Below are 14,349 nucleotides of genomic sequence, written 5' to 3'. Positions count from 1 at the left end.
CCCCGCATTCCTTCAAGGAGAGTCGCATCATGAGTGGACGCGCGACGGACGGCCGTGATTAATTTCATACGTTTCATTTGGAGAACCTTGTTCCGCGGGGTCATCCGCTTCGATTAATCAAGCAGCGGGCGAGTTCTCAATAAGATGCCGGATGACGGTTGGAAAAGCGAAAAGAATGTGGAAACGAACTGTCAGCCTGAGTTTCCTGGCGGCCTGCCAGGCGCCCCCGGGCCCTGAACCCAGGCGGTATCGCTGCGGTGGAAATCATCGATACGGCCGGGCGGAGGATCCGACGTTCCACTTCGTGCCGGTAACGGTTCCCGGTTGGCATTGAATTGTCGGCGAATTCGGGACGAATCGCGATTCAATCGAAAATCGGCCTACTCTACGGTCCCCGACCAGTCGGCCACTTGGTAGGTCGTCAATGTCGCCTGCCTGACACCACAGAATCCGTCGCCCGACGAGTCGATTGACATGGACAGAAATCGGCGCTCCGATGACGTTTGGAAATAGATGTCATTCACGCCATCCGCGAGTTCAATGGCCACATCGCGGACCGGTGAACCGGACTCGCCGGACGCGGCCATGAATCGCAGGCGGAGTCGGACGCGGCAGCCCATCGGCGCGTTCGCAGCCAATCGAAGACGGAATCGTCGGCCCGGGGCCAGTTCCACGGCGGCTCCGGTTGAATCCAGGCCGGCCTCGGACTCCACAGCCAGAGTTGTACGCACGGGGGTGACACGATATAGGCACAGAGGCCCCGTGCTGACTGACTGCTTCGGCGGAATCTCATTCACTCCCCTCATCCAGGCCAGCAACTGCCGGGTTCTCGAACGGAAAGTCTTGCGGTAAACGTGCTCATCGTCGATGTTCCAGTCATATGCCCCCCGTCGGGGAACCCCCACCGCGCCAGGCTCGATCGAACTGAAAATCACCGTCCCGTCCGGCAGACCCGCGGCCGATCCGGTCCGTGGCCGGGCCGCCTGCACGACCACCCATTGATTCGCAATCCCAGCCGCCAACGGGTCCATCACGTTTCTGGATGCGGTGGAGATCCCCACTTCCTGACCGGCCGGTGGCACGCTGATATAGGAGAATGGGCCGTCAGTCATCTTTGATTCGGCGGCGCCCGCCAGTTCCCCTGCCGAGATCATCGCCGCCGGCCGTCGTGCATAAGGCTGTGCAGGCGGACCCGCATACCAGATCGGGCTCACGCGGTTGGCAAGCCGATTCTCGACGACAATCAGGCGCGATCCGGCCGCGAGAGCATCGCCGGTCGCCCGTTGCAGATTCGCCACGAGGTCAGCGCGATAGAGCCGGCCGGCGATCGAATTCGGCCCGCGAAGATACAAGATAGGTGACACAACAATGGCAGCAACAACCACCCTCACAGCCCATCGCCGCCGATTATCCACCGTAAAAAAGGAGAGAAAATGCTCCAGCAGCCACGTCGCGGACGCGGAAAACACCACAATCAGAAACGGAAATGCCGGAATGTAGTATCGCGCTTGAATCCTCGGAGGATAGTAGTGCTTGAAGCTGTAGGTGCCCCATGTCAGGAATGCGTAAATCCAGAGCCCGAAAAAGAACACCGGCCAGCTTCGCCGCGGCGTGAAGGGGTAGACGATCAGCCCGGTGACAAAACAGTATTTCAGCAGCGTGGGCCAGTACTCAAGACTCAACCGATCGAAAGACGCATTCAATCGACGCCACGGATGGTAGCCGCCGTCGAGATGGAAATTCCCGATCGAATCCAGATCCTCCTCCTTCTCCGTCCAACCGAGTCGGAAGAACTCCGAATTCCCCGACAAGGCCTGGAGCGACTTGTACTCGAATCCGAAAATTGCGAAGAATCCCAGCGCAAAGCAAAGCCCGGTTGCCAGGCGGATGAACAAAGGACAGCCCGCACGGCCGTTCGTCCGCTCGACAACTCCTCCGGCCATCGGGTCGCGCCGGCCCCGCGCGGAATGGTCTTTCCGCGACCGAGACCAGTCTTTCCATTCCGTGATGAACCACGCCGCAAAATAGAACGGAAGCGCCACCAATCCGGATTCCTTCGCCATGTAGGCGACGCCGACAGCAACGCCCGCCACAAACATGAGCCCCGCCGCCGCCAGCCGGCGCCCCTGATCACGCAGTTCATAGACCCGAAGAAACGCCAGCATGGCCAGCAAAAACCCGCAGGCGATGAACAAATCCGGATAAAGCCCGGTGCTGAATACCGAAAAGAGCGGAAAGACCGCCGATGTGTACGCCGCCAGCAGGCCCGCTGACTCACCCGCCACGCGGCTCGCCAGCCGAAAAATCAGGTAAACCAGGAAAGCATGCACAAGAACGTATGACGCAGCCATCATGCTGACGTCGAAATTCGTCAGCCAGCCGACCACCGCATTCCACGCCAGCACGGTCAGTCGCGTATGACCGATCAGCGGCCATTTCGCAAGGGAGCCGGAGTCCACGACTCGGGCCGCGCCGAAGAAATACTCTTTATCGTCCGAGGCGTAGTAACCCGTAAAAAGGAACAGATCGAGCAGCACCGCAATCAAAAAGCTGGCCGACAACGCCAGGAAGCGGATGCGGCGTCGCCTTATTTGAGGTTCGATCACCACCGAATTGAAGTAGGATTCGGCCGATTCAGTCCGTTCAGCGTTGCCGTCTCCCGCGGTGTCCGTGCCGAACTGGGGCGACCGATCTTGGCTGACAACCGTGTTCATGAATCGGATTTCCCCTGCAAGACCACCAGATCCGGAGTTGCTCGGCACATTAAGGCGGCTCCGGCGAGCGCACGGGCCGCCGCAGTGCGCGGTGAATCACCCGGCTGCTTGGCCAGTGTGCCCGCCTCGCGGATGCGACGCAAGCCAAGTTAAAAATCCCGCAAATCGGGAACCTCCATTGGATGCCTCTCATTTTTGAAGGCTTGCTCAGCGTCCCGGACGAACGAACGGCGCAAAAAAGCAGAAGGCCCCTCGCGGCAGAGAGGGGCCTTTTGCACGGACCAAGCTTATGTCTCGTATGAGCTTGTTACGCAATGAGACGCGATTCGGTTCGGCGGGGTCGGGAATTTTTTTCATCCCGGCCGATTTCGATCAATCAACGGTGCCGACCGGCATCGGGCGCATCCTGAAACGACGGGAGATCATCGATTGATCAGGCATGATTGGTGCATGATCGGCAGCGAATCGAGCATCAGGGAGTTCGGATTCGTCACCAGGCGCCTTCTGCCGTTCAGGCTGAATTCACCCGGCCTGTTCGTCTTGGCGATGCAGCGATTGTCAGATCATTGGGCCGACGACCACTTCCTGAGCCGATGACCGGCGTCCCGGAGGGTTTCATCCTTCTTGCAGAAGCAGAATCGGATGAGGTGGTGTCCGAGGCTGGGCGGATTGTAAAAGCTGCTGCCCGGTACGGTGGCCACGCCGGCCTCCTTGACTAGCCGCAGGGCGAAGTCGGTATCGTCCTCGCCGGCGCGTTTGAATCGATCAATGTTCACCATCATGTAATAAGCACCCTCCGGATAAAACCCCTCAAATCCGGCATCACGGAGTGCTTCCCACATCAGGGTCCGACGGCGGCCGTACTCCTCGGCAAGTCGATCGTAGAAACCGCGGGGCATTCGCAGCGCCGCCGCACCGGCGATCTGCATCGGGTGCGGCGCGCCGACAGTCAGGAAATCATGTACTTTGCGGATCGCCGCCGTGATCTCGGCAGAAGCGATCGCCCACGCGACCCGCCACCCCGTGACGCTGTAAGTCTTGGACAACCCGCCGATTGTAATGGTTCGATCCGCCATGCCCGGCAGCGTGGCGAGGGCGATGTGCTCGCGGCCGTCATACAGGATGTGTTCGTAAATCTCATCCGTAAATGCGAGAACATCGTGTTTGATGCAAAGTTCCGCGATAAAAGCAAGATCGTCGCGTGAATAGACCTTGCCAGTGGGGTTGTTCGGCGTATTCACGATGATGCCGCGCGTACGCGGGTTGAAGGCGTCGCGAAGTTCGTCAAGGTCAAAGCGAAAGCTCCCGTCAGGCGTCGGATGAAGTGTGACATAGCGCGGAGTGGCCCCACAGAGAATCGTATCCGCGCCGTAGTTCTCATAAAACGGCGAGGTTACCACGACTTCGTCCCCGGGATTGATGGTTGCCAGCAGCGCCGCGATCATCGCTTCGGTGGTGCCGCAACAGATGGTTGTCTGGCGTGCGGGGTCAATATCCATCCCCTGAAACCACCGCACTTTTTCAGCGAGCGCATCCACCATTGCCGGCGCGCCCCAGGTTCGGGCATATTGGTTGTATCCGTCACGAATGGCCTGGCATGCAGCATCCTGAAGCTCGGCCGGGGCCGGAAAATCCGGAAATCCCTGAGCGAGGTTGACCCCGCCGTGAGAGAGGCAGACCTGCGTCATTCGCCGGATGACCGATTCCTCGAAACGGGCGGCCTTGTCAGAAATGAATCGCCGAATTCGGTTTGTCTCCGCCATTCAGGCAGTATAACCGAATTAACGGGCTGGGGTTCGGTCCGTCTGAGATGCGAGGAACGCTCGAGGACCACGGGCGAGGCGGTCTCGGGCGCTTGACCGACCTCACCCGCGCCCCCGGCGTTTTTCAGCGGCGACATGGCGCCGCGAATCGGCCCGAGAGAATGAGTCCACTCTCGTAGCTCAAGAATGCACAATTCCGAGACCAAATTCAATCCACCTACCAGCCAGGTGTGCCACACTGATTGGCACACTGGCAGAAAAAATCTCAAAATCAGGCGCTGATAAGGCCCAATCGACCGGGCTGCGGTCAGTTTTATGGTCTTTTACGAAGGCACCGGGCGCTGGAATGAGTTTCAGAAGAGGCGGTCACTGCGCCGTGTACCAGGCGCGATACAGCTTCTCGGGAACCGAGACGATGTCGTCGTAGCCAATTCCCTCGACGAGGTAGAACCCGATCGAACTGACGCCGTAGAGCATCGCGATCGTCGCTGCCAGTCCGACGACACGCCGGACGGAATTCGGTAGGGCCGGCCCGGCAGCCAGCGCCGCGTAGAATCCAGGAATCGCAGGCGTGAGGAATCGCAGGTGCGCGCCGTGCCCGGCTTGCAGAAACGTCATGGCGATCAGACCTCCGACGCCCCAGCAAGCGGGCGCGACAAAACTTCGGATTGCGCCTCGACTCAAACCGTAGGCCATCTGGACCGTTGCCACGAGGACGACGGGGACCACCATCGGCAGCTCGTAGAAGTAGAAACCAATGGGTCGAACCATTGCCCGGGCGATATGCGGATTCGACCTGAGCAGTACGTCATCCGGTTGAATCCATGAGGGCAACAGGCAGGCATATTCTCGATAAAACACGAAAAACCACGGCGCCACGAGAACGACACATGGCAGGAGGAACAGGCCGCACTCAACGAGGCGTTCTCGCAATGACCGAGCGCCGGCCGCCAGCACGAGTATGCCAATCGGCAGAGCCAGCAGTCCGGTCAGCTTTGCCAGGCCCGCGAACGCGGCGAAAACTCCGCCGGCTGCCGCCCAGCCCGCTCGACCATGACCTGAAGCGAAGGCACACGCGCCGACCGCCAGTGCACCGAATCCGCCGACCAGCGTATCCGGCCAGATCCTGCGTCCCGCGAACAGGAAGACCGGATCGGCCGCCATCGCGAGGACCGGCAGCCACAACAGGAAATCGGCCGCGCGACGACCGGGCCGCCTCCATGTCCATGACATCATCGCCACGCCCGCGACTGCCGCTGCATGCCCAAGCCATGACACCACGACGGCTGCCCGTTCGGCATCCATCCAGGCAAATGGAATGAGAAGAAACATGAGCAATGGCGGATGGTGAAATAGCGGCTTGTCGTACATCGCCGGCGGAAGCGAATCGAGTATTTCCGTTCCGCGAAGCGAATAGGCGCGAGACTCGATCCAGTTCTCAGCGAGAGACCAGTAAATCCGCTCGTCGTTCTCGAGGCGCGGAATGCCGATGCTGGGAAGATTCAACGCAGTCATCAGAATGACAATCGCCGCGCAAACGAGTTGAAACCGCGTCGCCTCGGCGGCGCCGTGGCTCATCCGCTGATCGTTCCCAACCGGGCCTGCAACCTCGCTTTGCGCTGCGCCGGCCTGTTCAACGGCCGCCGCGATCGCATTCAGATTGCTTTGTTCGGAGTTGGTTTTAATTCGCGGGATCCTCGCCGCACGGTTGAGTACTTACAATTCACAGCGCCGCTGGCAGAATAACGAGCGGCTCCCTGCCCGCCAATGTCGATTCGAAATTTGTTCGTTACAATGCCCGCATGGCGGACACACTCACATCCGGCTCGAATCGCAAACAGGCGAAAACGCCGACCGAAGCGGCGGGAAAGGAAGAGGCCGAATCCCGCCTGTCGCCGACCGGTCGCTCCCCACAGTCGCCGGATGGGGCAGAGTTCGCGTCTCAGCCGCCGACGCAGACACCGGTCATTGCGGATATAAGCGACCTGACGCCCGCAATGCGACAATACGTGGAGCAAAAGGCACAGGTCAAGGACGCCCTGCTTCTGTTTCGCATGGGCGATTTCTACGAAACCTTCTATGACGATGCGAAAACGATCGCCCGCGTCCTGAACCTCACCCTGACCGCCCGAAGCAAACACGCTGATACGCCCATTCCGCTCGCCGGCGTTCCCTATCACAGCGTCGATGCGTATGTCGCCAAACTCGTGCGCGCCGGATACAAGGTCGCCATCAGCGAACAGATCGAAGACCCGAAGACGGCCAAGGGTGTCGTCAAGCGAGCGGTGCAGCGCATCATCACACCCGGCACGCTCACGGATGAGACACTGCTCGATGAGCGGGCCCCAAACCACCTTGTTGCACTGTGCCCCGGCGGCGGAAACTGGAAATCCGGTCAGGTTGGATTGGCCATAATCGAACTTTCGAGCGGGCGGTTCGTCGCTGAAATGCTTCCGGCGGAGCGCCTTTCCGACGAACTCTCCCGCGTGCGACCCGCCGAGATTCTCGTTCCGGAATCCGCAATTGACGTCGATCAAACATCCCTCGAGGAAATTCGCGAATCGCTCGGCACGGTGATCACCGCCCGACCGGCCTATGTTTTCAGCTCGCACATGGCCGAGCAGTCGCTCCACAAGCACTTCGGCGTCAGAAGCCTGTCCGGCTTCGGATTCGATGCGTTTGATTCGTCGCTCGCGGCAGCGGCCGCATTGCTTGATTATCTCGCCGAAACCCAGCGGACGGCGCTATCGCACCTGACGAGTCTGACGCCGCGGCACTCCGATCGCTGCGTGATGATCGACTCCGTGACGCTTCGCTCGCTGGAGATCGAGCGAACGCTCCGTGACAACGCGCGCGAAGGCTCCCTGCTTCATGCCGTCGATCTGACAGTCAATGCGATGGGCGCCCGCCGCCTGCGCGAGTGGCTTTGTTTTCCACTGATTGAGCCCATTGAGATCGTCTCGAGACAGAATGCCGTCGCAGCGTTTCTGTCGCAACCGGAAAAGCTCCGCGCGGTGCGCGACGTGCTCCGCTCGATCGGCGATGTCGAACGAATTGTCGCCCGGCTGGGTATCGGCCGTGCGACGCCGCGCGATGTGGTCGTGCTGGGACGTGCCCTGATTTCATGCGATCGGCTCGCCGAGACGATTGGCCCGGGCCTGTCGCCGGTTTCGCATGATCCGTCGTCGCAATCGGGGGCTGACCTACTCTCGGACATACGCGCACGCCTGATGGGACTGACGTCCCTCGGGACTTACCTGACCGCCGCACTCAACGATGATGCCCCGCCGGTGCTTCGCGATGCCGGATTCATCGCGGACGGATTTAGTGCCGATCTCGACCGCCTGCGGCACATCGGGGCCGACGGTCAGAAGTGGCTTGCGGCCTATCAGGCCCGCGAGTCGGAGCGGACAGGCATTCCAACGTTGAAGGTCGGTTTCAATTCCGTATTCGGCTACTACATCGAGATCACCCATCAGCATCGCGACAAGATCCCACCGGAGTACGTGCGAAAGCAGACGGTGCGAAATGCGGAGCGCTACATCACCGAGGACCTCAAACGCCACGAGGACGAAGTCCTCGGAGCCGCCGATCGGGCCAAGCAGCTCGAATACACCCTCTTCGATCAGATTCGCGCGAAGGCGGCTGAATCGCTTATGGAGATTCGCGGCGCGTCCGATGCGCTGGCGATGCTCGATGTGCTGGCATCGTTCGCCGAGTTGGCGCGGACGCGGGGCTATTGCCGGCCTGAACTGGTCGCCGATGCGGAATCACCTGAAAAGACGGACGCGAGATGTTCGACGCCATCTCCGTTGCTGGTTTTTGAGGACGGTCGGCATCCTGTGCTGGATTTATCAGAGCGCGAGCGTTTCGTGCCGAACGATTGCGAACTGCGTCCGGATGGCGATCGATTCATCATCATCACCGGCCCGAACATGGCGGGTAAATCGACCTATATTCGACAAGTGGCCTTGCTGACGCTGCTGGCCCACACGGGCAGCTATGTACCGGCGCGGTCGATGCGCTGGTCGCCGGTGGATCGCATCTTCGCCCGGGTCGGCGCGAGTGATGAACTGTCGCGCGGACTTTCGACATTCATGGTTGAGATGGTCGAGACGGCCCGCATTTTGAATAATGCAACGCCGCGATCCCTGGTGATCCTGGATGAAATCGGAAGGGGAACCAGCACATACGACGGTCTCTCCATCGCCTGGGCGATCACAGAACACGTCGCACAACGAGTCCGCTGCCGAGCCCTCTTTGCCACGCACTATCACGAATTGACCGACCTGCCCGGACAAATAGAGGGCGTCGCGAATTACAACGTGGCGGTTCATGAGCAACTTCGTCCCGACGGAACAGGCCGGGACGTGGTATTCCTCCATAAAATTGTTCGGGGAGCGGCCGATCGCAGTTATGGTGTTCATGTTGCCTCGATGGCGGGCATGCCGGCGAACATCGTGAAGCGGGCGGAGTTGCTCCTCGAAGAGCTGGAGCGCGATCACCACATCGCGGGCGGCCGACGCAAGACGGGCGTTCGCAGCCGCCAGGCTGATCGAAGCCAGTTGATGCTGTTTGATAACGCCTCCACGTCTCTTCCGGCTTGGTGGCGCGAACTGGTCGACGCCATCGGCCGGGTTGATGTGAATCAGACGACGCCGCTTGAGGCGCTGCGTATCCTCCAAACGCTCAAACGCATCCAATCCAGCAGCGAAGGGACAATTGATTGAGCTGCAACGCCGGCTGCAATGGCCCGAGAATGCGCGTCGAGGTCCTGGGGCCGGAAAAAAATGCCGGGCGTTTGCAAGGGGTTTCGGGTCAAAACCCGTTTAACCTCATAGAGGAGGGCGATACGACTGCTTCACCCGAACAAGTCGAGCTGCCTCCCCTTTTGCAGATCGCCTTTGGTGGGTACAATTGGTGTCGTTCGGGATTCAGGGATCCTCACTCGGGGACCTCCAGTATTAAAGCGTGCGAGTAGGCTTCATGTCACGACTCTTGACACAATGGATGCTGGTACTGGTTTTTGCCGCGGGCGTCGCCGGCTGCACGGACCCGAAGGAGCAGTTCGGTCGAACTTGGTACATTGACGGCGCCGGCAACTGGGGCTTCGGCCTGGTTGATGTCCCGACCGGGTTGCAGGAAAAGGGCTATCAAGGCGCGGTGACCAATCATCGCTGGTCGCTCACGTTCAACCCCGCACTCGACCAGACGCTTCGTTTTATTGCAAAAGGATCGGGCCGCAACCTCGGGAAGGAAATTACCGCCTACCTGAAGAGATACCCCACCGCGGATGCGAACATCATCTCTCTATCGGCCGGCACGGGCGTCTGCGTCTGGGCCGTGGAGAATATTGAACCGCCTTACAAGGTTAACAATCTAATCCTCGTGGGATCGAGCCTGTCCAGTAAATACGACATGCGAAAGGCGCTCGCCAATATACGCGGCCATGTCTATGTTTATTACTCGCCCAACGACCCGGTTTTGAGCGGCCCCGTCCGACTGCTCGGCACCATCGACGGCACTTATGACGATTCTGCGGGCCTCGTGGGTCTGAGCGGACCCGGCTATTCGAGCGGCCGGATCAAGAACATCGGATGGAGTCGCCAGTATGTTTCGCTCGGCTGGACCGGCGGTCACGCAGATTGCGTCAACCGCCGATTTGTCGCCGGCGAGTTGGCGAAGCACATCGTCCCGACGCGCGAACGGTCCGCGCGTCCGACCGGATCGCTCGATGATTCCTCGCAGGCTTCGGCAGAATCGCATGAGTCACCGCCCGCAAAAGGGCCATCAATCGATTCAATCGCGCACGCTTCGGCTGTGCCCTGATCGGAGTATGTTCGAAACTGCGATCGGCAGCCGCCCGGCCGGCGCGCCGCGTCGGATCGGATCGAATCGGGCTTGGTTCCACGGCTCGTTCGGATTTCATGCGTCCTGCACCGCGTCGGTGACTAATTCACATAGCCTTTTCCAACGGCGGCACGCTGATTTGTCGCCTGCGTCGGCCGCACCGGTTGGCGACCCCCCATCCTTGAATTAAACTCCGTTGCCGACATCAACTGGCGATGCCCCGTCGAATGGCGACCGGTGCATCGACCGGCTGTCGGCGATTTGGAATCTGCCTACATGCGATATTGGAAGTGGATTGTGGCGACGGTCCTGATAGGCCTCGCGGTGTTTGCCTTTCAGGTCTTCGGGAAGTCCGGCCCCGAATTCGATGTGACGACGGTTGATGTGGATACCGGATCAGTCACGATGACGATCGAGACGCTCGGAAACATCGAGCCTCTGACCAGCGTCGTCGTCGGTTGCGAAACGACCGGCAAAATCATCGAAATGACGGTGGATCACGACGACCCGGTGACGAAAGACCAGATCATATGCCGTATCGATCCGGAATTGGCCAACGCGGATCACGCCAAGTCCCTGGCTGAACTGGAGCGCACCCGAAGCCTGGTCGCCGATGCGACAGTCGTGCTTGAAGAGCAGAAAGCGATTTTGCCGGTGCTCACGGCCCAGGCCAAAGCCCAGTGGGACCAAACCCTTGCAGCTCTGGATCAGGCAAAATTCGGCTGGGAACGAACGAAAAGGCTCTATGATGAGAGCAACGCCCCGGAGTATGAAATGATCGTCGCCAAGGCATCGTTCCTTCAGTCCGATGCCAACACGCGCCTGGCCGAGGCTCGATACAATCAGGCGAAGAGTAATGAGATATTCCTCGTCCGGCGCGCGGAGCAGGCACTTGAGCAGGCTCGCGCGGCAGCGGCGCTGGCGCAGGCGAATTTTGAGACCACCGAAGCCCGCGTGGAAAGGTGCATCATTCGATCTCCGATCGACGGGATCGTCCTGAAGCGATTCGAAGAAAAGGGCGCGACGGTCATCGCGGCTTTGACAACGCCGCCGCTTTTCCTGCTGGCCCCCAGCCTCGATCGCGTCCGGGTCAACGCGAAGGTGAGCGAAACGGACATCGTTCACATTGATGTGGGACAGAAGGCCAAGTTCAAGGTCGAAGGCAAACAGACCGCGGAGTTCGACGGCACGATTCTGCACAAGCGCAACCACCCCGAGAATGTCCAGGGTGTGACGACCTACACCGTCACGATGGAAGTCCAGAACGACGCGCGGCACACACTACTGCCCGGCATGTCTGTTAACGTCGTCATCGAATGCGAGGTGCGGCCCAGCACGGCGCGCGTGCCCAACTCGGCCCTGCGGTTCAAACCGCCGCTGCCGCCGCAGGATATCCGCAAGCTTCTCGATGCGGCTGTCTATCCACCGGAACCGAGGACCAGCGACGGCCAAAAAATGAATTACTGCGCGAAGGAGATTGCCTGGAAATACGACGTCGGCACGGCCGGCTGGAAGGTCGTCCCCATGTGGGTCGGCATTACTGACAACGTGTTCACCGAGATCCTCGCGGGCGGCGCGGCTGGAGATTCCTACGTAACCAAGTTCGTACAGAAGGCCTCCGGCGGTTTCGACTTCAAGGAAGCGCTGCGCCAGGCAAACCCGAGCAATCGTTCCCTGAACTAGCCTGCGGCCAACCGAAGGGCGTACGTCGCGCATCAATCGCCCGGCCGCCGCCGATGTGAAAAGGTACCCGTGTCCAAGTCCGCTTCTTCAACGACAGCCGGCGACAAGATCATCTCCACTGTCAGCGACCCATCGCTTCCGGTCATGGTGGCGCTGCGCGAGCTCCACAAGATTTATGAAAGCGGCGCGAACGCGGTTCACGCGCTTCGCGGCCTGGATGTGGACATTGTTGAGGGCGAATATGTCGCCATCATGGGGGCCAGCGGTTCCGGCAAATCAACCCTGCTCAACATCCTCGGTGCGCTGGATGTCCCGACCCGCGGCACATTCAAGATCGCCGGCCGGCTCACCAGCCGGTTGAGCAAGGATGAGCTGGCCGCGCTAAGGAATGAGTACATCGGCTTCATTTTTCAGAATTTCAACCTGCTGGCGCGCAGCACTGCGGTGGAGAATGTCGAACTGCCCATGATTTACGCCGGTGTGCCGACCCGGAAACGGCGTGACGCCGCACTGGCCGCGCTCGACAAGGTGCACCTTGCTGATCGTGCCAACCACCTGCCATCGGAGCTTTCCGGCGGGCAACAGCAGCGTGTGGCCATCGCGCGTTCGCTGGTGAACAACCCTCGCGTTCTGCTTGCCGACGAGCCGACGGGCAATCTGGACAGTCACACCAGCGCCGAGATTCTGAAAATCATGGCCAATCTGCATGAACAGGAGAAGATCACGATCATCCTTGTCACGCACGACCCCGGCGTCGCGACCGTCGCCGAACGGACGATCATTCTGAAGGATGGTCGCATCATCTACGACCGACCCACGCCCCGCCGCGGCGGTCCGAACGTGCCGGACGTTCGCGCCCTTTCGATGCAGGAGATCTAGCCGATGTTCACGCTCTGGATCGAATGCTTCAAGATGGGGCTTCGCGAACTGTGGCGTCACCGCCTGCGAAGCTTTCTCACGATGATCGGCATGATCATGGGGGTCTCGGTTGTAATCATCTGCGTATGCGTGGTGCAGGGCGTGAAAGACTCGCTCATCGGGGACATCCGCAAAGCCGGCAAGAACATGATGTTCGTCGTGAGCGAGCAGACCGGCCGGAACCGAACCACCGGCGTGCGATCAGCGAGCACGATTTCCCGCGCTGATGCAGAGGCCATCGCGCTGGAGTGTGATGCCGTCGCAATGACCACCGGCGTCGAAGGCGGAACCATGCCGATCGTCAGCGAATACGGAAACGCGGTTGTGAGCCTGACCGGCGCCAACCACGAATACACAGCCATTCGCAACTGGAGCGTTTCCGAAGGGCGCGATCTGGAGCCGTTCGACATCGTCGCACCTCGGCGGGTCTGCCTCCTCGGGCAGACGGCCCTGCGCGATTTGTTCGGCGACCGAAACCCGATCAACCGCACGGTTCGCATCGGCCAGCTCTCGTTCAAGGTTGTCGGCATACTTGAAGGCAAAGGCGTCAATCCGCTCGGCATGGATGAGGACAATGCGATTATCATTCCGCTGCCGATCGTACTGCGCGACCTGCGGAACGTGCCGGAACCGAACGCCATTCTCTGTTCCGCCCGAAGCGACGAAGAAGTCGAGATCGCCGTGCAGCAGATTACCGATCTACTGCGCCAACGACATCGCATCGCCGAAGGTGACGAGCAGGACTTCAAGGTCACGACGCTCAAGGAGAAGGAAGAACAGGCACGCCAGATCAGCGATCAGATGACGCTGCTGATGTTCTTTCTTGCCCTGGTCAGTCTGCTCGTCGGCGGCGTGGGCATCATGAACATCATGCTCGTCAGTGTCACCGAACGCACGCGCGAGATCGGGATCCGCATGGCGATCGGAGCGTCCACCAAGGCGATCAATCGCCAGTTTCTCATTGAGGCATCGGTCATCTCGACAGCCGGCGGCGCCGTCGGAATCGCACTGGGAATTGCCGGAGCGATCGGCATCTCGAATCAAATCGGAGTACATCCACTCCTTTCGCCTGCGATCGTCATCATCGCATTTGTCTTCAGTGCGGGCGTCGGTGTGATATTCGGATTGCTTCCGGCTCGTCGGGCCGCGGGGCTGAACCCGATCGAGGCGCTGCGACACGATTGATAATCTCCGGTCGAAGGAATCCGATTTGAAGAAAAGCCGCGACCTCAATGAAGAGGCCGCGGCCTGGTGGGAAGACCGCAAGTCCGCATCAACAAGGACGCGGCAGCGGTTAGTGGGCTTGATTGTTCGGAATTTCGCCGATTCGGCTGCGAAAAAAGTCGAATCGCCGAAACCCGATATCCAAATCGGTTCCGCTTCGGCGCGACTTAACTAAAGTCTCGCGATTCAACGGGCCA

General features: G+C 60.1%; 8 protein-coding genes. 5 read left to right on the top strand and 3 right to left on the bottom strand.

What is annotated here, in order from left to right:
• Positions 1–380: 380 nt before the first annotated feature.
• The 3 genes from KF841_09115 to KF841_09105 form a co-directional block, all read right to left on the bottom strand.
• Positions 381–2,714: a glycosyltransferase family 39 protein gene (locus tag KF841_09115; GenBank protein MBX3395515.1), complete on the bottom strand. Its 2,334-nt coding sequence runs from the start codon at positions 2,712–2,714 to the stop codon at positions 381–383.
• A 563-nt stretch (positions 2,715–3,277) separates the two neighbouring features.
• Entirely contained in the window at positions 3,278–4,477 is a 1,200-nt protein-coding gene (locus KF841_09110) for an aminotransferase class I/II-fold pyridoxal phosphate-dependent enzyme (GenBank protein MBX3395514.1), read from the bottom strand.
• A 366-nt stretch (positions 4,478–4,843) separates the two neighbouring features.
• Positions 4,844–6,055, bottom strand: a complete 1,212-nt coding sequence (locus tag KF841_09105; GenBank protein MBX3395513.1) for a hypothetical protein — start codon at positions 6,053–6,055, stop codon at positions 4,844–4,846.
• Between the two features lie 419 nt (positions 6,056–6,474).
• On the opposite strand from KF841_09105, the gene mutS reads away from it, so the two are divergent.
• The 5 genes from mutS (at position 6,475) to KF841_09080 (ending at position 14,113) form a co-directional block, all read left to right on the top strand.
• Positions 6,475–9,207, top strand: coding sequence for a DNA mismatch repair protein MutS (gene mutS, locus KF841_09100; protein MBX3395512.1), 2,733 nt, complete (start codon positions 6,475–6,477; stop codon positions 9,205–9,207).
• Positions 9,208–9,463: 256 nt separating this feature from the next.
• Positions 9,464–10,306: a hypothetical protein gene (locus tag KF841_09095; protein MBX3395511.1), complete on the top strand. Its 843-nt coding sequence runs from the start codon at positions 9,464–9,466 to the stop codon at positions 10,304–10,306.
• Positions 10,307–10,603: 297 nt separating this feature from the next.
• On the top strand, positions 10,604–12,010 hold the full coding sequence (locus tag KF841_09090; GenBank protein MBX3395510.1) for an efflux RND transporter periplasmic adaptor subunit: 1,407 nt from the start codon (positions 10,604–10,606) through the stop codon (positions 12,008–12,010).
• Between the two features lie 144 nt (positions 12,011–12,154).
• The gene (locus tag KF841_09085) at positions 12,155–12,889 is read left to right on the top strand and encodes an ABC transporter ATP-binding protein (GenBank protein MBX3395509.1); all 735 of its coding nucleotides are present in this window, start codon (positions 12,155–12,157) and stop codon (positions 12,887–12,889) included.
• Positions 12,890–12,892: 3 nt separating this feature from the next.
• On the top strand, positions 12,893–14,113 hold the full coding sequence (locus tag KF841_09080; protein ID MBX3395508.1) for an ABC transporter permease: 1,221 nt from the start codon (positions 12,893–12,895) through the stop codon (positions 14,111–14,113).
• The last annotated feature ends 236 nt before the right edge of the window (positions 14,114–14,349 follow it).

Source organism: Phycisphaerae bacterium (assembly GCA_019636475.1).
GTDB lineage: Bacteria > Planctomycetota > Phycisphaerae > UBA1845 > UTPLA1 > JADJRI01.
The sequence above is the reverse complement of the archived record's forward strand: the minus strand, read 5'-3'. Positions and strand labels throughout refer to the sequence as shown.